A 19,703-nucleotide genomic window follows, 5' to 3' on the forward strand; every position below is an offset into this window, starting at 1 on the left:
AACAAGCTGAATTCATTAACCCTGCACCATCTGACCCATCAACCGCAGCTTCAGAGGAATGGACACCCAGGATTATTGCATTTTTATGTAACTGGTGCAGCTATGCAGGAGCAGATCTGGCAGGAACGAGCAGGATCCAATATCCCCCCAGTATCAGAGTCATCCGGGTACCCTGCTCAGGTAGGGTGAACCCTCAATACATTATAAAAGCACTGGCTGACGGTGCGGATGGCGTGATGGTATCAGGTTGTCATCCTGGAGACTGTCACTACCTCGAAGGAAATTATTATGCAAGAAGGCGGTTTGCCGTATTGAAGAGACTCTTATCTCTTGCGGGCTTTCACCCGGACAGAGTTCAGTTTACCTGGGTTTCTGCGTCGGAGGGTGCAAAATTTGCGGAGGTTGTCTCTACCGTTACCGAAAAAATCAGGGTTTTGGGACCAAGCGAGCTTGGCGGAAGGGATGGTGTATGATGGATTATGAGAAACAATCCCAAAGGCTCGCTGAAATCGCTGCAAAGCTCCTTGAAGAGGAAACGGTAGAAGCAGTTCTGGGCCTGAGAGATAATCCAGAAGCCGGATGGCCGACACCTTACTGTGCAAGAAACCCCCAGGATGCAAAGCGGCTTGTGTGGAATGATGCCTGTTATACCAATCTTGCCTTTTACCTGACCGAAATGAGGGAAAAGACTGCCATTGCCGCCAAGCCCTGCGATGTGCGGTCCATCATCAACCTGATTTCTGAAAATCAACTGGATCGTGACAATTTTATCATCATAGGAATTGAATGTGAGGGTATGCGTAAGGACGGAAAACTGGCGCCTGGCTGCGATGCCTGTCCCTCCTCCACACCAAGCTTCTGGGATATTGCCATTGGGGCAGACGGCGCGGATACGTGGTGTGATCTCCCTATGGCGCAAACAGGAGAGAATGTGACCCAATGGGCGAAGACATCGACAGTAGAAGAACGGTTTGAACGGTTTCTGAAAGAAATCGATAAATGTATCCTTTGCTATGCCTGCAGACAGGCCTGTCAAGGCTGTTATTGCGTTTCCTGCTTTATGGACAGAAAAGCAACCCCCTGGGAGCAGATTGATGCCGATACCGGCTCAAAGATTGCATTCCATCTGAACCGTGCCATGCATCTTGCAGGCAGATGCACTGACTGTGGCGCCTGTGAAAAAGTCTGTTCCGCCGGTGTAAATCTCAAGTATATCTACAAGGGGCTCAGTGAGTTTGTTGAAGAGACCTACGGATTTAAAGCAGGAGTCGACCCGGAAGCCACACCGGTCATGAACCGGTACGAGGCAGATGATCCCCAGGTGGCTTTTTTAGGAGGTGACTGCATTGTCGGCATATGAAATGCGCGCTAACTTCGGTTCTTCGCATATCTTGACCGGGAATCAGCTGAGAGCCGCTTTGGATGACCTTCTGCAGAAGTTTACCGTGGTTGCTCCGGTCATGGCGGATAACAAGCTTGTATACGATGAAGTAAAAGCAGTGGGTGACATCGTTCTTGACGATGGCCTTCCCTATAAATCTCCCAAAGAGATAGTGTTTCCGAGAGTGGAAGCTGTGATGCGCTTTCTGGAGAACAGGGTGGAAGAGGCGCAGGTGATCAAGCCGGTGCTGCTGGTGGGAGCAAAGCCCTGTGATCTCGCTGCGATGAAGGTACTTGACGAGGTGTTTACCGGAGAGCAGGGTCGGTATAAGGATAGTTTTTACAGCAACAGAAGAGATTTTCTCACAATCATTGGAATGAACTGCCGGGAAAAGAAAGCAGGGTGCTTCTGTGAGGAAAGAGGGATCAATCCAGCTTTTTCTCTGGACTGTGACGGTTTTCTTACGCTGCAGGACGATGGAGCTGTCTATGAACCTCTGACAGAAAAAGGGACCGATTTGTTTTCAGGGACCGATCTGTTTTCAGGAACCGATGAGGCTTCGATAAATTCTGCTTCCCATGGGGATGAACCTGTGCAGGATGGGGCGAAGCCGGATCGACATAGCGTGGAGTCTGAAGGACCTGGGATGGGGCCTGTGCCGGATGGAGTAAAGCTGGAAAAGATGTTGGTTCTCGAAGCGATAGAAGGAGAGGTCTTCAACTCCATGCCATGGGAGAAATATGCCGAAGGCTGTATCGGCTGCGGTACCTGTACCTTTATTTGTCCCACCTGCCACTGCTTTAACCTTCGTGATTCAGAGAAAAATGGAATCGTTACCCGCACGAGAGTTTGGGACAGCTGCATGTATCCCAAATTTACACTCCATGCCGGAGGGCATAATCCAAGAACCAAAAAATATGAGCGGTTTCGTCAGCGGGTACTCCATAAATATCTGTATATCCCTGAAAACTACGGCTGCACTGCCTGCACCGGTTGCGGGCGCTGCATCCGCTCCTGCCCTGGCGGGCTCAATATCAGAAACACCGTTGCGGACATCAGGAGCCAGTTAGAGACAAAAAGGGAGGTGCATGTATGAGCGTACAACATCAGGATGGCATCAGGAGCGTACAAAATCCATATCTTCCGTCCCGTGCAGTGATTCTGGAAGTGATTCAGGAGACAAAATCAGAAACGCAGGATGTAAAGACCTTTCGGCTGAAGCTTGATGAACCTTTTGATTACAGACCCGGTCAGTTTGTTGAGTTCAGCGTGGCAGGGATTGGAGAGTGTACCTTTGGGTTTGCCTCAAGCCCTCTGATCAAGGACCATATGGAGCTGACCGTCAAGCGAACGGGATATGTCACTGAAAACATCCATATGCTCAGTGAGGGCAGCACCGTTTGGATCAGAGGGCCCTTCGGTAATTCTTTTCCCCTTGAAAAGCTGGAGGGCAGTGATCTGTTTTATGTGACAGGAGGCCTTGGCCTCGCTCCGCTGAGACCGATGATTGATTATGTCTTTGACCCTGCTTATCGGGATCGGTATGGCAACATCAAAATGCTTATGGCGGCCAGGACATCCGGGGACTTTATCTTTTCCTATGATTTTGAAAAATGGGCTAAGATGCCGGATACGGAATTTTATCAAACAATCGACAGTCCTGCGGAAGGCTGGGATCAGTTTGTGGGCTTTCCCCATACTCTGATCGAAAAGATCCCCTTTGATCTGGAAAAGACGACGGCGGTTCTCTGCGGTCCTCCGCCTATGATCAAGGCACTTTCCAATGCTTTTGTTCAATATGGATTGCCGCCGGAGCGCATTTATACCACCCTGGAAATGCGGATGACCTGCGGTGTAGGCAAGTGCGGAAAATGTAACATCGGACACCGGTATGTCTGTATCGATGGACCCGTATTTTCCATGGCAGAGCTTGGTGAGATGCCCAGCGAATACTAAGGAATAGAGACTCTATCCTTGATGGATAGAGTCTTATCTTTTATTGCTGATAGGCGATACTTTGTATTCTAGGTTCTAAATTTTGAGGCTAATAGAAAAATATTGACCATTGACATTCCAGATAGATTGCGTTAGTCTATTAATAGACTGACAGTCGGTCGGTAACTACGAATGAATCGGAATAAACACCCTGTTGGATGGGAACTTTTATATGATGTAAGGGGAATCAAATGAGAATTGTAAAGGAAGCGGAAGAACGAAAAAATGAAATTCTGGATGCAGCGGATGCGCTTTTTTCCGGAAAAGGATTTGACGGAACCAGCACCGGAGATATTCTGGAGAAGGTGGGAATTGCCAGAGGCACCCTATATTATCACTTCAAATCCAAAGAGGATATTATGGATGCGCTGATTGAACGCTACAATTTCCGGCTCATGGCAGCAGCGAGGGAGATTGCAGCAGACAAAAGTCTGCCGGTAGCCAGTCGAATTTTAGGCGTAGTAAGCGCATTGAATGTCAGTGGGGGAAGCGGAAGAGAAATTATGGAACACATTCATAAGCCGCAGAATGCTCTCATGCACCAAAAAATACAGAAGATGATTTTTACAGAGGTCGTACCCATACTGTCCGGCATCATCCGGGAGGGGATTGAGCAGGGAATTTTTGATACGCCCTACCCAGAAGCCTGCATGGAAATGATTGTCGTCTATGCCAATACCGTTTTTGATGCAGACATGGTCAGCATGACAGCGGAAGAATTACACGGACGGATCAAAGCATTTTCTTTCAACCTGGAGCGGCTTCTTGGAGCGGAGACAGGAAGTCTTTCCTATATCGAACAGACCATCGGCGGAGGATTGGAGGAAGAAGAATCCGCCGGAAGAGATTGCAGGGGAAATGAGAAGCAGAACGGCGGCTCCAAATGAATCAAGAAACTGGAAAGAATCTTCAGAAAAAACTGAGTTCTCGTAGTAAGCAAATGCTTGCTAAGAAGCGGAATCCTTTTTCTAAATTTCTTGTTCTATGGACTGGTGAACTGATTTCTCTCATCGGAAGCGGCCTTACCTCCTTTGGTCTTGGTGTTTATGTGTATCAGGTGACAGGAAAGGTCTCCGGACTGGCGCTAGTATCTTTGCTCGCCTTCCTTCCTGCTCTGCTGCTGAGTCCGATGGCGGGAGTTCTTGCGGACCGATATGACCGCAGGCTCCTGATGCTTCTTGGCGACAGTCTCTCTGCGCTGGGAATCCTGTTTATTCTGATCTGCATGCTCCTTGGGGATGCGCAGCTCTGGCAGATCTGCATTGGTGTTACCATCAGCTCAGTGTTTTCATCACTTTTGGAGCCTGCCTACAGAGCATCGATTACGGATTTACTTTCTCAGGAGGATTATACCAAGGCAAGCGGGCTTGTGCAGGCCGCAGGATCTTCAAAGTATTTGATCTCTCCTATTCTGGCAGGATATCTGCTCAGAGTGTTCGATATTAAGCTGCTTTTGATCATCGATATTTGTACCTTCTTTGTGACTGCCAGTTCGATCCTGTTTGTGAGGCGAAGTCTTGCATCACAAAGGGATCAAGGATCAGCATCCTCAAAAGGAGAGCGGGGACCAGAATCCTCAAACTCGGAGCGAGTATCGGCGTCCTCAAATGGGGAATGGTCGCCGGTGTCCGGTTCCATGAGGGATGATTTTCGGGAGGGCTGGCATGCCGTAGCAGGCAACCGGGGGGTTTTAGTTCTTGTTCTAATGGGGTCGGTGATTACATTTTTTCTCGGTTTCATACAGACCCTTTCCACACCGATGATTCTTGCTTTCACAGACAGCTCGGCCTTAGGAACAACCTTAACCCTTTCGGCTTTTGGAATGCTGATTACCAGCGTCTTTGTGGGAATCATTCCCATGAAGCACAATTTTGTGAATAAGCTGTGTTTATCATTGTTCGGAGCAGGAATCTTTATGGCAGTCTTCGGGCTGAGAGAAAACATCGTTCTTATTTGCGCTGCCGGGTTTTTGTTTTTTTCCATGCTGCCCTTTGCCAATACCAGTCTTGACTATCTGATACGGACCAATATCGGCAATGAGCTGCAGGGAAGGGCTTGGGGACTCATCGGCGTGATCTCTCAGCTGGGCTATGTGGCAGCTTATGCAGTCTCGGGCATTCTGGCAGATCACGTTTTCACACCTTTGCTGGTCAAGGGGGGCGCTCTGTCCGGCAGCGTTGGGTTGATTTTAGGGATTGGAACCAGCAGGGGAACCGGTCTTCTTATCCTGATAGCGGGGCTTTTATTGAGCATTTCTGCCATCATACTGCTCCGCATAAAATCCATCAGAGCCTTAGAGACGCACTGATGCATTCCATGCGCACATCAGATCGGTTCATGCGCTTAAAATTCATCCGGTGTTTCTGTCCAGTTACTCAGAAAACACTGTACGAAAGGGAGAATTCTATGTATTACAGAATGATTCGAAATGATATGGCAAGGAGCAAAGTGGTTACGTTGACAACCATGCTTTTCATCACCGCAGCGGCCATGCTGGTTTCTCTTGCGGCAATCCTGATCATTCATTTGACAGGGGCCATAGACACCCTGATGACACAAGCTAAGACGACCGATTTTTTACAGATGCATTCTGGAACATTGAATGAGGAACGGCTGGAGGCCTTTGCCGAAGAAAATACAGCGGTGGAGGCATATCAGCTGGCGGAATTTCTGAATGTTGATAACAGCCAGATTCTTTTTAACGGAAGACCATTACAGGGAAATGTGCAGGATAACGGGCTTACAGTCCAAAATGAAACCTTTGATTATCTGCTGGATCTCGATGGAAAGCGAATCGATCCTCTTGACGGGGAGGTTTATGTCCCCATCAGCTACAGGAAAGAGAGTATAGAAGCCGGTGATACGGCATTGATTTGTGGGAAGGAGTTTGTTGTAGCAGGATTTCTGAGGGATTCTCAGATGAATTCTTTGCTGGCCTCTTCCAAGCGGTTTCTCATAAGCCCAAATGACTATGAAGAGCTAAAGCCCTTCGGAACCATTGAATATTTAATTGAATTCCGATTGAAAAACAAAGAAGCACTTTCTTACTTTGAAGCTGCATATGCACAAGCGGGGCTGGAAGCAAACGGGCCGACGCTGACCTACCCGTTGTTTGTAACCTTGAACGCTGTTTCTGATGGGTTAATGATTGCAGTCATCCTGTTGATCAGCGTGCTGACGGTGGCCATTGCATTTTTATGCATCAGACTAACGCTTCTTGCAAAAATAGAAGATGATTACCGGGAAATCGGTGTGATGAAAGCCATCGGTCTCCGGCTCTCGGATATGAAAAAAATATATTTATTGAACTATGCCGCAATGGCAGCAATGGGCTCCGGACTAGGCTGCGTTCTGTCCCTTGTGTTTCAGGATCATCTCATTGAAAACATCCGGCAAACCTTGGGGGAAAGCCAATACGGGTATGCGGCTCCGATGCTGGGTGCAGTGGGAGTTTTGCTGGTTTTCCTTGCCGTAACGGCATATGTCAACGGAGTGTTGAACCGCTTTCGGAAGATTTCGCCGTCAGAGGCAATACGTTTTGGAAACCCACAGGCAAAGGTGAAGGGGTTAAAGGGATTTCGCCTCAGCAGAAACAGGCGGGGCAATATCAACGTGCTTTTGGGCGTTAAGGATGTTCTTTCAAGAATGGGTCTTTATACGACAATGCTAGCCATCTTCATTTTAGCTGTATTCATCATGCTGGTGCCCCGAAACTTGTACCATACCATCGCCTCACCAGCGTTCACTTCCTATATGGGAATCGGTCAGTGTTCCATCCGAATGGATCTGCAGAAGTCCGGCTATGGAAGTGAAGGCGGGCTTGGAGAGCAGGCAGAAGCCATAGCAAAAACCATGGAAAGCGATGATGAGATTGACAGATACGTTGTTCTCACAACCAAGGTCTTTGAGATGGTAACGGATACCGGCAATAAAGAACGGCTGAAAATCGAGTTGGGAGATCATTCTGTTTTTCCCGTGAACTATGCGCAGGGAGAAGGGCCTAAAAAGGATAATGAGCTGGCCCTTTCCGTTCTGAATGCAGATGAGCTGGGTAAGCGCACGGGCGACTCCCTCACTGTGATCATTGATGGGAAAGAAAAGCACTTTACCGTATGCGGGATTTATTCCGACATCACAAACGGCGGAAAAACAGCAAAGGCAGTGTTCAGTGATTCCTCAGCAGAGGAAATTTGGTGTGTGATCTGCGCATCCCTTAAAGACGAGCGAAATGCAGTTCGTAAAGTTTCAGAGTACAGAGCTTTATTTACCGATGTTAAGGTAACCGGCGTGGATGAATTTGTTTCCGAAACCTTTGGTGCGACCATAGCTGCCGTGGAAAAGGCATCTGTCGTAGCAGTCGGTGTGGCGATTCTGGTTACAGGGCTGGTGACCCTTTTATTTATGCAAATGCTTGTGGCAAAGGATCGGTATTCCATTGCAGTGATGAAGGCAACGGGATTTCACAATTCGGATATCCGTCATCAGTATCTGACAAGGGCGGTTTTGGTACTGGCGGCAGGAGTTCTGCTGGGGATTTTCCTGGCAAATACACTGGGAGAAACGTTGGCGGGATCAGTGATCTCTTCTTTTGGTGCAGCATCCTTTCGATTTATTGTTGATCCCATCTTTTCGTATTTGTTCTGCCCGCTTGTTCTATTTGGGACGGTGGTTTTGGCAGCATCAGCAGGTACCGCCAGGGCAGGGAGCATCAGAATATCGGATCATATCAAGGAGTAACATTTATGAAGCAGATTATCATCGGAAAAGATATTATCAAAGCCTATGGCGAGGGACAGGAAAAACGAAATGTATTGGACGGCGTATCCATTACAGTGGGAGAAGGAGAGTTCCTTGCAGTGATGGGGCCTTCCGGCTGCGGCAAATCGACGCTGCTGTTTGCACTGAGCGGAATGGACGGAATCGATGGCGGCAGTGTAACCTTTGAAGGGCAGGAACTTGCAGGACTCAAAGAAAAGGAGTTTGCAGATTTGCTGAGAAGAAAGATGGGGTTTGTCTTTCAGCAGCCTGCTATGCTGAAAAATCTCAATTTGCTTGACAATATCATGCTTCCTGCCCTTCGGGACAATAAGAAAAATGCAGCGGGAATCAGGGAAAAAGCCAGGGCTTTGATGAGAAAAACGGGGATTGAGGAACTTGAAGAAAGGGGAATCACACAGGTGTCAGGAGGTCAGCTTCAGAGGGCAGGCATCTGCCGGGCATTGATGAATGATCCTGTGGTTATTTTCGGTGACGAACCAACGGGTGCATTAAACTCCAAATCATCACAAGAGATCATGGATCTTTTTGCACAAATCAACCGGGAGGGAACGGCGGTGTTGCTTGTCACTCACGATGCAAAGGTTGCAGCCCAGACAGAACGAGTACTTTTTATGAGGGATGGAATGATTGTCAGGGGAATGAGATTCTCAAAAGAGATCGGGAATGATATAAAGGGGGATAACATAGCGGAACGGACCAGAAAGATCACACAGACCATGGCAGAGATTGGTGGATGATGGCAGACGCAGGGGGATAGCTGGCTGACTCAGAGGATGTCTGTCAGCTCTGCAGATTGATACCAGCCTTAAACGATAGAAGAAGGCTGGGACAGCTGGTATTTATGTCAGCTTGCCGGATAAGATGCGTGTAAGCGCTGCCTTGAATGCTTCATCCTGGGCCGGGGTCCGCTTTGATGGCCCCTTGAGCCTGCCGCCTGCATTTCGGATCTTCTTTGCAGTATGACGGAAACTGAGAAGCCCATCAATATTCTCGACGGTGTACTCCTTACCGTCCTGATTCAGAACCAGAGCCTGCTTTGACAGGCACATGGCGGCAAGGCCGTAGTCCTGTGTAATGACGATATCCCCGGAAGAAGCGATATTGACCAGAGCAAAATCCACGCTGTCAGCTCCTTTTGAGAAGACCAGCGTAGAGGCTCCTTCCTTTTCAAACACATGGGATGTATCACACAGGATGAGACACTCAAGCCTATGTTTCTTTGCAATTCCAACGGCGATGTCCACCACGGGACAGCCGTCGGCATCGATTAATAGTTTCATTGAAAAATACCCTTTCCGTTGCTTTCTTGTAGAACAGATCTGACGGAAAGCCAGGTTCGCCTAGCGGAGGTTCCGTCTTCGTTTTCGCAGGACTACCCCTGCTCCTTTATTTTTTCGGCAAGCTCGTTTAAATAGAGCCATCGCTCTGTTTTCTCTTCCAGCTCTGATTCCAGAGTTTTTATTTCCTCCATGACCGCCTGAAGCTTTTCGTAGTCGCTGGAAACCTCTGCCGCGGCCTTTCCTCGTTCAGCGATTTTTGCTTCCAATGCGGCGATGTCGTCATCAATGGTCTGAAATTCATGCTGCTCTTTAAAAGAAAACTTCAGTTTCTTGGGTCTTGGAGAAGAACCTTCTCCTGAGGATAGTCCATGATTGGAGGAATCTGAGGAGCCCCCACCGGCAGAACCGGAGGGGTTCTTTTTGCCGGAATCTTGTTTTTCCGCCGCTTGCTTATCCGTTGCCTTTTTTTCTGCGGCGAGCTTTTCTGTATAGTCGGAGTAATTTCCCACATATCGTTCTATTCGCCCGTCTCCTGTTACATCAAAGATCGACGTGGAGACCTTGTCGAGAAAATAGCGGTCATGGGAAACGGCGATGACGGCACCGGGGAAGGTTTCCAGATAGTCTTCCAGAATGGACAGCGTTTCAATATCCAGATCGTTGGTTGGCTCATCCAGCAACAGGATGTTTGGTGCAGCGATGAGAATGCCCAGGAGATAGAGTCTCCTGCGTTCCCCTCCGCTGAGCTTTCCTATGACGGAATATTGCAGATCCGGTGGGAAGAGAAACCGTTCCAGCATCTGAGAAGCGGAAAGGGTTCCTTCCGACGTCTTTACCTCTCCGGCAATTTCGCTGACAAAGTCGAAAACTCTTTGATTGGGATCGAGCTCACGGCCTTCCTGGGAGAAGTAGCCAAGCTTAACGGTGGAACCGACTTCAACAGAGCCCGCATCCGGCTGCAGCTGCCCTGTGATGATGTTCAGCAGGGTGGACTTGCCTGCACCGTTCTTTCCTACGATTCCAATTCGGTCGTTCCGTTGAATCTGATAGGAAAAGCGGTCAATGATGGCACGGCCATCGAATGCTTTTGTAATCTCCTGGAGTTCAATGAGCTTCTTCCCCAAACGGCTGGTTAAAGCAGCCATCTGGATCGTATTTTCAGATACGGGGGCACTCTGCTCTTTCAATGTTTCATAGCGGTCGATTCGTCCCTTGCTCTTGGTGCTCCGGGCTCTCGCACCCCGCATGATCCATTGGTATTCCTTCTTTAGGATTGCCTGCCGCTTTCGTTCACTGGCCTGATCCATTTCAGAGCGCTGGGCTTTCAGCTCCAGATATTTTGAGTAATTTGCCTCGTAGGTATACAAACTGCCCTGAGACAGTTCTGTGATGCGATTGACCACCCGTTCCAGAAAATATCGGTCATGGGTGATCATGACGAGGCAGCCGGAATAACGGCTCAAATATTGCTCCAGCCAGATGACCATGTCGCTGTCCAGATGATTGGTGGGCTCGTCCAGAATCAGAATGTCGGAAGGATGAATCAACGCCGCAGACAAGGCCACACGCTTTTTCTGGCCGCCGGACAACGTACCGATTTTTGCTTCGTAATCGGTAATGCCAAGCTTGGTCAGCATTGCTTTCACTTCAAATTCATGGAGTTCACGGAATTGAGGGGAGAACTCTGAAAAGACCTGTTCCAGTATGGTGAAATCGTCATTCATGGATGGATTCTGGGAAAGATACGATATTTGCAAATTGGGGTTACGCGAAATAGAACCTTCGTCAGGCTGTTCCACTTCTGCCAGGATTTTCAACAGGGTACTTTTTCCCGTGCCGTTGATTCCTACGATGCCAACCTTATCCCGCTCGTTCAAATAGAGGGATACATCGTTTAATAGTTGTTTCGTGCCGTAATTTTTAAATATATGTTCTGCAGATAAAATCATGGTTTCTCCTCATGGCAGGCGGTCAATGCCGCCTCTTGTATTAGTATATCCTATTTTACCATGGGTTATGGGTTGAGACAACTGATTGAACTCAGACATTGATCCCAGATATTGATTCATTTCCAGTAGAGGGTTTAAAAGAAAAAAAGGCGCCTTTAGAAGGTTTTCTATTTGATACTTAGTGGACCTACTCTACAAAATTAACTGCCCTCTTGACAAGTAGATTTGTGTACGGTATAATTTTGCACATGATGCAATATTTCGTTCAATGCAATTTGAAAAGAGGAAGTATAAAAATGGTATCGATAACAGTGATTGATTTAGAGCAATACGGCATTTCGCTTCGTGAAGAAAAATATGCAAGAACAAAAATCGCCATCTTGAATTTGGTTTTGGAGAAACTTGAAGAAACATCCTTTGATGAGATCCGCATTGCCGATGTCTGCAGAGAAATAGGAGTGTCAAAAAGAACGTTCTTTAATTATTTCAGTTCGATCCATCACGTGTTTTTTTACTTGCTGCAGATTTGGATCATTGATACTAAAAATATCGTGCTGCAAAGGCATCCAGTCGCGGGATTGGAAAGCATTCGGACGGCATTCGAGGATCTAGGTAGAAAATTTGCCAAGCAGCCCAAAGCTGCATTTCAGATTTTTTCGAGTATTTTCAATGCCGATGTGGAGACTGCCAAGATAGGACGCTTGACCAAGGCCGAAGCAATTCTCTGGGGATTCGATGCAATGGTCTCCGAAGAAATTCCTATGCTGGGTTTTCGAAAAATGCTTATTTGTGCAATTAAAAACGCCAAGATGGCAGGTGAACTATCTGACAATTTCGATCTTACAACCATTGAATTCTCGCTGAACAGCATTTTGATCGGCGTTCCGTTTACTTTAAAGGATGTTGGCTTCACGAATATATCCGCTGTATACAAAACCCAATTGGATATTCTATGGCGCGGCTTGAAGAATATCTAATTCTAAAAAGGAGGATATTTATGCAAACTGCAAAATCCTTAAAGCCTGTTTCTCTTTTGGCCTCGGTCGCAATCTTCGGAATCAGTTTCACCTTGATTTTTCTTGCGCTCTATGTCGTCATTCCAAGCATGATGAAGATTGGGATATCATTTATGGTCGGCTATCTCATTTTCTTTTACTTGCCATTTGTTTTAATTTTTTTCTCAGCTTTTTTGCTGCTCAAAGCTGAAGGTCTCAAGCTTTCATGGCCAGTCATTAAAAGCAGATACAGATTGAATAAAATCGATCGTAAAACCTGGATGTGGACTGCCGGACTGTTGGTTATCTGGCTGGTTGTGCTACTGTTTGTCCAGCCGCCAGTCGGTAAAACGATGGCGCAGATTCCATTTTTTGCGCCGCCCTCTTACTTTCCCCCTGAAATTAATCCGAATTTAGCTCCGTCAGCGAATGGTATGATGTTCGGAATGGAACTCGCCGGAAAGTGGTGGATTATTCCGGTTTACTTTGTCGGTTGGTTCTTTAACATTTTTGGTGAAGAATTTCTGTTCCGGGGATATTTGCTGCCGCGGCAAGAGCTAGCATACGGGAAATATGCATGGCTGATTCATGGAACTATGTGGGGTTTGTGGCATCTTTTCTGGAAATGGAATATCATTACTTTGCTGATCACAGCACTTTCGCTTTCGTATGTTGTACAAAAAACAAAAAACATCTATGTTGGTATCATTGTCCACGGATCATTGAATTTCATTCCATTGATTATGATCGTAGTAAATGTGATTGGTTGATAATGGTATTGAAAAACTGATTGATCATTACCTAGATTGCATGTAATATTTGAGGATTTAAGCAAAATTGTCTGCTTTATTATGAGAGATTATTCAATTTTGCAGTATTTATATGTTTTAGCTTGAGAAAAACGGACAAAACAATATGGAAATTGACAGTATATAGAAACGCAAGTAAGGCACCTTGAGTGAAGTACCTCACTTGCGTTTTCCGTATCGGTTTGGGGTTTGGTTCAATAAGTTTCCCTATTGAACCGGGCTGTTTGTTTCCGAGGCATTTTTGGCAGTAGCTTATCGCTACAGAAATCCCGATTTATGGAATAGTGATTATGAAAATGACGTTTTAGTCCAGCAGCTCTTTTGCTTTGACATAGTTGAATACGGGGCCCTCCAGGCAAACATAGGTCTCATTGATTTTGCAGTGTCCGCATTTGCCAACGGCACAGGACATCTTTCTTTCAAAGGATACCCATATTTTTGATTCATCCACCCCGTTTGCAATCAGTTCCATGGCGGAAAAATGCATCATAATAGGGGGCCCCACAACAACTACGTTGAAGTCGTCAAAGGATGCAAAGGGAATTTTCTTAATATGCTCTGTGACAAGACCGGTTTCAAACCCCGGTGCTGCAGTATTGTCCAGTGTCGCAGTCATATGGAATCGTTCCTGAAATCGGCGAATATCATCGGTAAACAACACTGCATCCACATCCTTAAAGCCGGAAATCAGATAAACTGATTTGCAGATTTCGGGATGGTCATAAAAATGATTGATCAACGTTCTGACTGGGGCAAGCCCTGTTCCGCCAGTGATAAAGACCAGATTCTTATTCTCAAACTGCTCTACAGGAAATGCATTTCCGTAGGGTCCTCTCATAAACAGGGTGTCACCGGCCTTAAGCCCGAACACCCCTTCGGTGAGTCTTCCCACCTTGCGGATGGTGAATTCCACATACCCCTGACCTTTTCCGCTGACGGATATGGGTGCTTCTCCAATTTTGGGTATGGAGAGCATGAAAAACTGCCCGTGCTGTGTCGCCGCATCACAAGCAACCCGGAAGGTATATTCTGCCTGTGTTTCTTTTAACACATTCAAAATTTCATGCGGCTGTGGCATCATAATATTCTTCATCATCGTTCCACCTTCCTGTTCGGGTTTTCAGCGGTTCGCCCAGCTGCAGCATCAGCTCTGCCGGCAGGCTCACCGACTGCTGCTATTCTGTCACCGCGCAGTCCTGCGGCAGTTGTATTGCCGACAGTGCGCTCCAATTCCTCTGACAATCTGCAGATGGTATCAAAAAAGGAAATTTCTTTTGGACATCTCTTGTCACATCGTCCGCATCCGACGCACATGTGCGCTTCACCTCCGAAACGGAGGTTGTAGTCGTACAGCTTGTGAAGGGTTTTAAACCTCATGTTGGCTCCCGGCGTTTTCCGAAATCGGCTGCCTCCTGCTGTCATGGTGTAGGTATCCAGCATGCAGGAGGACCAGACCCTGCGCCGTTCTCCGTCATTGCTGGTTTCGGCGTAGATGATATCAACGGTATCGAAACAGCTGCAGGTTCCGCAGACGGCACTGCAGCCGCCGCAGCCAATGCACTGCTCGTCGAATTCCTTCCAGAATTCCAGATTGATTGCCTCTTTCAGCTGCACGCGATTCTGAATTTTGGGAAGCTGGGCGATCTTTTTATTTGAGGTGACAAACTGAGGTATAAATTTTTTGGATTTTTCTCCTGAAAAATAAGGTGCAAAGGCTTGATCTTTGACAGAAACGAGGAGACTTGGGTGATCAAATCTGATTGCCATGCTGTAATCCTCGGTTTTGTTTGTCCCCATAGAAACACAGAAGCAGTCATCCCAACCGCCGCCGCATTCCATCACGACAAACCGGACCTTATCCCGCAGCCGCTCATAGTAGACGTCACCATGGCCGCCGTTTTCTAAAAAGATGTTGTCCAGCCGCTTGATTCCGTTGATATCGCAGGGGCGGGCAAAGATCAAAACGCCTCTGGAATCCGCAGAAGGTTCTTCGATGCTCTGATTTTCCCGGAATCGGATCATGGTCTGGGTGATGGGGTAGTAGATCTCTTTCGGTGAAAAATCCGATTGAATCTCATGAACGATTTCCTGGACCGAGTCAATTTCTCCGTAGCGAATTAAATCTGTACTGCTTTTCGAGCCGCGCTTTTCGTAGCGTTTCGGTGCGAAGATCCGGTATTCTTTTTTCAGTTCCTGAAGGATTTGATCCATTGTTTCTCTGCCCACAGAAAAAGCAGGTGATTTCGGTTGTGTGCTGTCTTCTTCTTGATTTTGTGCGCCTTTGTCAATGAAGGCTTTACTGTTATCAAGGAGTTTTTGGTCAAACCGGAGCAAGCCGACGGTAATCTTTGCAATTGCTTTGTAGAAAGGCGTATCAGCATATTGATCCACATCGGCAGCAAAGGCTGGAACCCAGTTCAAGAGATGTTCTCTCAGAAATTCACGCTGCTTGAACAGCCAGTCACTGCAGTCAGGATCACGGCGGGCTTCCTCGCATAAAAACGCCATGAATTCAAGTTCAAGGGCGATGTGATCCTCAAAAAGTCCAGAAGTCTCACCGTTCTTAATCAGGCCGGCCGACTCGTAATACTTTCGCACGGTTTCCCAGGCATCCTGCATGATGACTCTTTCGGGGCTGGTGTACACCGACTCATAGGGGAATGCCGCAGAGCCCTGAGAGATTCCCGCAGCCAGAAAGATCTTTGCATAGTCAGCGGCCAGATCGGTTACCGCATCATTGGGATTGCCAGCCTTTCTCTCAGGGTGTTCACAAGAACCAGCATTCCCAGCGAGGTCGGAGACTTCGTCATAGCCGGAACCGCCGATACAATCGGAATCTTCGTCAATCTGATCCAGATAATTTTTGAGCATCCGGTAGCCTTCCGTGAGGGAAGGTTCTCCCGCTTCCGAGGGGAACGTCATAGCCTTCATTTGCAGAAGAAGCGCACGATCCACTTCCTTTTGATAGATACTGCCGAGAAAGCGGTACAGCTTTTCTCTGCTTTCCATGAGGTCTGAATAAAATGATTTTGCATTCATTTATCGTTCACCATCCTTTTTTTCACCATTATCCTTTCCCTTCCGCTCACTCCTGCTTTTCAGCTGACTGCATTCCTGAGGAAGTACATCGTGCCATTTGGCCTTGCGCAGGATATAACGAACAGAGGGACCGTTGCCGAAGTCCCGGAGGCTGTGGACATTTTCGCTTCCTGCTTCTCTCAGCTTGGCGGATACCTCGCTGTCGGGGTCATTGATGTCACCGAACATCAAAGCGCGGCCGGAGCAATTTTTAACGCAGGCTGGTTTTTCTCCTTCTTCTCTTTGATGGAGGCACAAGGTACATTTATCCATGACTCGGAGCTCTTTCTTATAGGTATTCAACTCATAAGGACAGGCATTTTTACAGCTAAGACATGCGATGCACTGATCCTGATCGATGAGAACAACGCCGTCGCTGCTGTTTTTATAGCAGGCGCCAGTAGGACAGACATTCACACAGGTGGGATCGGCGCACTGCTGACACATGGATGGTAGAAAGTACATCTGGATATCCGGATAAGTGCCCGTTGGGCCCACTTCCCGCACGGTGATCCGGTTTGATCCAAGGGCAACCTGATGTTCCATCTTGCAAGCTACCTGACAGCCTTTGCACCCGATGCAGCGGTCTAAATCAACAACAAAACAATATTGTACCATTACTTTACTCTTACCCCCTCTGTTGGATCACTGGACTGCGGCAGCCATTGCTTGAAATCTTCCGGTTTTGTGAAGACACCTTCCGGTGGAGCATCGGCTCTGGAAACCTTTACAAGGAATGCCCGCAAGGTGTAGGTGCCTACCACATCGTTGAAGGGCGCATCCTCCTTGGTCAGCATGTTAACGTTCATTTCCTTCCAGCCGTGGGTTTCCGTATTCAGGGTTTCCGGGTTCCAGAAGCGCTCCATGTATACCGTCCCCGGCTTGATTCCCTCAGTGACGGAAGCCAGTGCTCTGATCTTCCCGCGTTTTGATTCCACCCACGCCCAATCCCCTTCGGAGAGGCCGTAAACGGCGGCGTCCTGGGGATGAATCCAGAGCTCAGGCACGGGGTAGATCTCCCGAAGCCAGGGAATGTTTCTCAGCGTATTGTGATGGTAGAATGGAATTCTACCGCCGGTCATGACTAGGGGATATTCAGAAGAAAGCGTCCCGCCGTCCAGAGGACTTTCGTGGGGCTCCAGATAATAGGGGAGGGGATCGTAGTCCTTTGAAGCCGGAGGCAGATCGCAGGGGCTGAAAGGCCGTCCCGTTCTTGCAAGGGTAATCATGCTTTCCAGATAGATTTCGCATTTCTTTGAGGGCGTGTGAAAGCCTTCGGGCTTGCCGGTTCGTGGATTTTCCTGCTGGTAAACATAGTAGGATTTCCATTCTTCAGTGGGCATAAAGACATAGGGCGTTATTTCCTTCAGTTGATCCCATGTCAGGCCTAAACGGCTCAGGAAATGATCGAAGATCTCATCGACCTTATCCCAATAAGGGAGATCCTTGCCCATATATTCCGCATCAAAGGCCTTGGCGCAGGCTTCGTGGCCTTTATCGCCGCAGCGCTTGGCAATCATGGACCAGATGACCGTTTCGTCCACGGTTTCCCACAGATGGGTTGCAGCCTGCCTGGCAAATAGCTTGTTGCAGATTTCGATCATCATATCCGTCTCCAGCCATTCTTCTGTTGGAAGCAGAATGTCCGCATACGCAGAAAAGGAAGTGGGATACATATACATATGTACGATAAAATCAAGCTCCTTTATGGCTTCTTCCCATCTTTGGCTGTTGGCTACGGCGCCCAGCTTGTTCCCGGAACGCTCGATCCAGACTCTGGGCTTATAGGGCTTTCCTGTCAGGATTGCCTCAAGGACGCTGGAGGGGTGACCCGCATACCAGATGCCCAGTCCTTTGTATTCATTTCCTCCCAACCGTTTTTTCAGCTGTTCCTGCGGCAGTCTGTCCGCGGCGATGGGCACGGGATAAAAGGGCATATCGAATACGCCACTCTTGCGGAACCTCTGCAACAAGGCACCCGGCTTTTCCACATTGCCCATGAGCAGGTCGATGGTTGCCGCTGCCATTGCAGCCTGAACGGAGTTGGGCGTCTGATCTGTGGCAACGCCCAGCGCAATGCCGCTTGGTGTATTCTTAGCAAACAGGTTGATAGCCTCTTCGATTTTACTCGCATCCAAAAGGCATAGCTCAGCTGCCTTCTCCAGCGTGAACGGTTCTACGCGCTCCCAAAGAAGCTGAAAGCCGGTCTTATATGCGGCACCGTCCACAAGAAAGCTTCCGTCCAAGGCGGGGGAAAGTTCATCATTCCATGGATATTCCATGGGCTGCATGGTATTTGTCTTGGTATCCCAAACCATGAAGGTATCGGGGATATCGGGATTGTCGCTGACCTTTGCCCGAACCTGCATCTTTGTACTGACATCCACCAGATAGGGAAGATTGGTCCATTTCATTACAAAGTCATGGTCATAGAGCTGATGCTCCAGAATGTAGCGAACCCAGCACAAGAGCAAAGCTACGTCAGAGCCGGGACGGATGGGCAGCCAGATATCGGATTTGGCTGCATCCGGCGTAAACCGTGGATCGATCACAACGGTCTTTACGCCGTTGCTGCGCAGGTCCGCAACGGCACCACCGCCTGTGGCAGGGCAGGAATAGGAAGGCGCGGTCCCCCAGAGAACCAGAGTTTTAATTGGGGTGTCTTCCGGATAGTAAAGCTCCAGAGCATTGGAATCAGCAATACTGGGATCGTCTCCACCATACATCATCGTATAGGATAACACCCGGGGAAGGTAGCACTGGGCACAGCCCGGTTCAAACCAGTTGGGGGTACCGAAGATGTTGCAGAACCTTGCGATACTCCAAATCTCGGGATTGCCTCCGCCTCCCGTGGAACAGAATACCGTTTCTGCTCCGTAGTGTTCCCGGGCGTCCATGAGCTTATCTGCGATGATGTCCAGCGCTTCGTCCCAGGATATGCGCTTCCATTTGTTCTCTCCCCGTTTTCCGACCCGCATCATCGGATATTTGTTACGGTTTGGATGGTACAGCGCTTGAATCCCAGAAAGCCCTTTGGCACACATTCTTCCTTTGCTCATAGGATCTTCCGGATTGCCTTCGAGCTTGATGACGCGGCCATTTTTCACGTGTGCAATCACTCCACAGTTTTGAATGCAGGCCCTGCAGTTGGTTTTAATCTTTTTTACAGATGAAACCGTATTGGCGGTATCTGCTGTTCCTTTCACAAGACTGCGCCCTGTATCATGGGTTGAAGGAAGACCTCCTATGCGGATTGCATTGAGAATGTCTCCTTTTGCCAATGGTGTTGCTTGCATTTTTTGCCTCCTTTGCGTTGGATGAGAATGCTTGTGTTTTCCTCTCGTGTCAAACAACTGATTGAGAGGGAATAACATCTATGTTACTTTTGAAATATACTTTCAAAAGTTGACATACTGAAAATTGAAGCAGAAGGGTCA

General features: G+C 48.0%; 16 protein-coding genes. 10 read left to right on the top strand and 6 right to left on the bottom strand.

Translation table 11 applies throughout. From position 1 onward, the window contains the following. Nucleotides 1-14 precede the first annotated feature (14 nt). The 8 genes from FRZ06_00775 to FRZ06_00810 all read left to right on the top strand — a co-directional run bounded on the left by FRZ06_00775 (nucleotide 15) and on the right by FRZ06_00810 (nucleotide 8,892). A complete protein-coding gene (locus tag FRZ06_00775; GenBank protein QOX65778.1) occupies nucleotides 15-473 on the top strand; it encodes a hydrogenase iron-sulfur subunit in 459 nt (152 codons plus the stop codon). Next, nucleotides 470-1,360 carry a hypothetical protein gene (locus tag FRZ06_00780; GenBank protein QOX61990.1) on the top strand — a complete coding sequence of 297 codons (891 nt, stop codon included), beginning with the start codon at nucleotides 470-472 and terminating at the stop codon, nucleotides 1,358-1,360. The genes FRZ06_00775 and FRZ06_00780 overlap by 4 nt, the downstream gene beginning before the upstream one ends. After that, nucleotides 1,347-2,477 carry a hypothetical protein gene (locus FRZ06_00785; protein QOX61991.1) on the top strand — a complete coding sequence of 377 codons (1,131 nt, stop codon included), beginning with the start codon at nucleotides 1,347-1,349 and terminating at the stop codon, nucleotides 2,475-2,477. The genes FRZ06_00780 and FRZ06_00785 overlap by 14 nt, the downstream gene beginning before the upstream one ends. Beyond that, nucleotides 2,474-3,337 (top strand): hydrogenase, encoded by an 864-nt coding sequence (locus tag FRZ06_00790; protein QOX61992.1) that lies wholly within the window; start codon nucleotides 2,474-2,476, stop codon nucleotides 3,335-3,337. The genes FRZ06_00785 and FRZ06_00790 overlap by 4 nt, the downstream gene beginning before the upstream one ends. A gap of 230 nt (nucleotides 3,338-3,567) precedes the next feature. Beyond that, nucleotides 3,568-4,263: a TetR/AcrR family transcriptional regulator gene (locus FRZ06_00795; protein QOX61993.1), complete on the top strand. Its 696-nt coding sequence runs from the start codon at nucleotides 3,568-3,570 to the stop codon at nucleotides 4,261-4,263. A gap of 53 nt (nucleotides 4,264-4,316) precedes the next feature. Further along, a complete protein-coding gene (locus FRZ06_00800; protein ID QOX65779.1) occupies nucleotides 4,317-5,684 on the top strand; it encodes an MFS transporter in 1,368 nt (455 codons plus the stop codon). A gap of 98 nt (nucleotides 5,685-5,782) precedes the next feature. Next, nucleotides 5,783-8,113 (top strand): ABC transporter permease, encoded by a 2,331-nt coding sequence (locus FRZ06_00805; GenBank protein ID QOX61994.1) that lies wholly within the window; start codon nucleotides 5,783-5,785, stop codon nucleotides 8,111-8,113. A 5-nt stretch (nucleotides 8,114-8,118) separates the two neighbouring features. Then, nucleotides 8,119-8,892 (top strand): ABC transporter ATP-binding protein, encoded by a 774-nt coding sequence (locus tag FRZ06_00810; GenBank protein QOX61995.1) that lies wholly within the window; start codon nucleotides 8,119-8,121, stop codon nucleotides 8,890-8,892. Between the two features lie 102 nt (nucleotides 8,893-8,994). Here FRZ06_00810 and FRZ06_00815 read toward each other — a convergent pair whose 3' ends face one another. After that, entirely contained in the window at nucleotides 8,995-9,435 is a 441-nt protein-coding gene (locus FRZ06_00815; protein QOX61996.1) for a YaiI/YqxD family protein, read from the bottom strand. Nucleotides 9,436-9,527: 92 nt separating this feature from the next. Further along, nucleotides 9,528-11,384: an ABC-F family ATP-binding cassette domain-containing protein gene (locus FRZ06_00820; GenBank protein ID QOX61997.1), complete on the bottom strand. Its 1,857-nt coding sequence runs from the start codon at nucleotides 11,382-11,384 to the stop codon at nucleotides 9,528-9,530. A gap of 248 nt (nucleotides 11,385-11,632) precedes the next feature. Between FRZ06_00820 and FRZ06_00825 the strand changes: the two genes are divergently transcribed. Both FRZ06_00825 and FRZ06_00830 read left to right on the top strand, forming a co-directional pair. Next, on the top strand, nucleotides 11,633-12,361 hold the full coding sequence (locus FRZ06_00825) for a TetR/AcrR family transcriptional regulator (GenBank protein ID QOX61998.1): 729 nt from the start codon (nucleotides 11,633-11,635) through the stop codon (nucleotides 12,359-12,361). Next, nucleotides 12,337-13,149: a CPBP family intramembrane metalloprotease gene (locus FRZ06_00830; GenBank protein QOX61999.1), complete on the top strand. Its 813-nt coding sequence runs from the start codon at nucleotides 12,337-12,339 to the stop codon at nucleotides 13,147-13,149. The genes FRZ06_00825 and FRZ06_00830 overlap by 25 nt, the downstream gene beginning before the upstream one ends. A 343-nt stretch (nucleotides 13,150-13,492) precedes the next feature. Here FRZ06_00830 and asrB read toward each other — a convergent pair whose 3' ends face one another. The 4 genes from asrB to FRZ06_00850 all read right to left on the bottom strand — a co-directional run bounded on the left by asrB (nucleotide 13,493) and on the right by FRZ06_00850 (nucleotide 19,562). Next, nucleotides 13,493-14,284 carry an anaerobic sulfite reductase subunit AsrB gene (gene asrB / locus FRZ06_00835; protein ID QOX62000.1) on the bottom strand — a complete coding sequence of 264 codons (792 nt, stop codon included), beginning with the start codon at nucleotides 14,282-14,284 and terminating at the stop codon, nucleotides 13,493-13,495. After that, the gene (gene asrA / locus FRZ06_00840; GenBank protein QOX65780.1) at nucleotides 14,281-15,696 is read right to left on the bottom strand and encodes an anaerobic sulfite reductase subunit AsrA; all 1,416 of its coding nucleotides are present in this window, start codon (nucleotides 15,694-15,696) and stop codon (nucleotides 14,281-14,283) included. The genes asrB and asrA overlap by 4 nt, the downstream gene beginning before the upstream one ends. Nucleotides 15,697-16,227: 531 nt before the next feature. Further along, nucleotides 16,228-16,884, bottom strand: a complete 657-nt coding sequence (locus tag FRZ06_00845) for a 4Fe-4S dicluster domain-containing protein (protein QOX62001.1) — start codon at nucleotides 16,882-16,884, stop codon at nucleotides 16,228-16,230. Continuing rightward, nucleotides 16,884-19,562 (bottom strand): molybdopterin-dependent oxidoreductase, encoded by a 2,679-nt coding sequence (locus FRZ06_00850; protein ID QOX62002.1) that lies wholly within the window; start codon nucleotides 19,560-19,562, stop codon nucleotides 16,884-16,886. Before FRZ06_00850 ends, FRZ06_00845 begins: the two co-directional genes overlap by 1 nt. Nucleotides 19,563-19,703: the final 141 nt, after the last annotated feature.

This window comes from Clostridiales bacterium, assembly GCA_015243575.1.
GTDB lineage: Bacteria > Bacillota > Clostridia > Peptostreptococcales > Anaerovoracaceae > Anoxybacterium > Anoxybacterium hadale.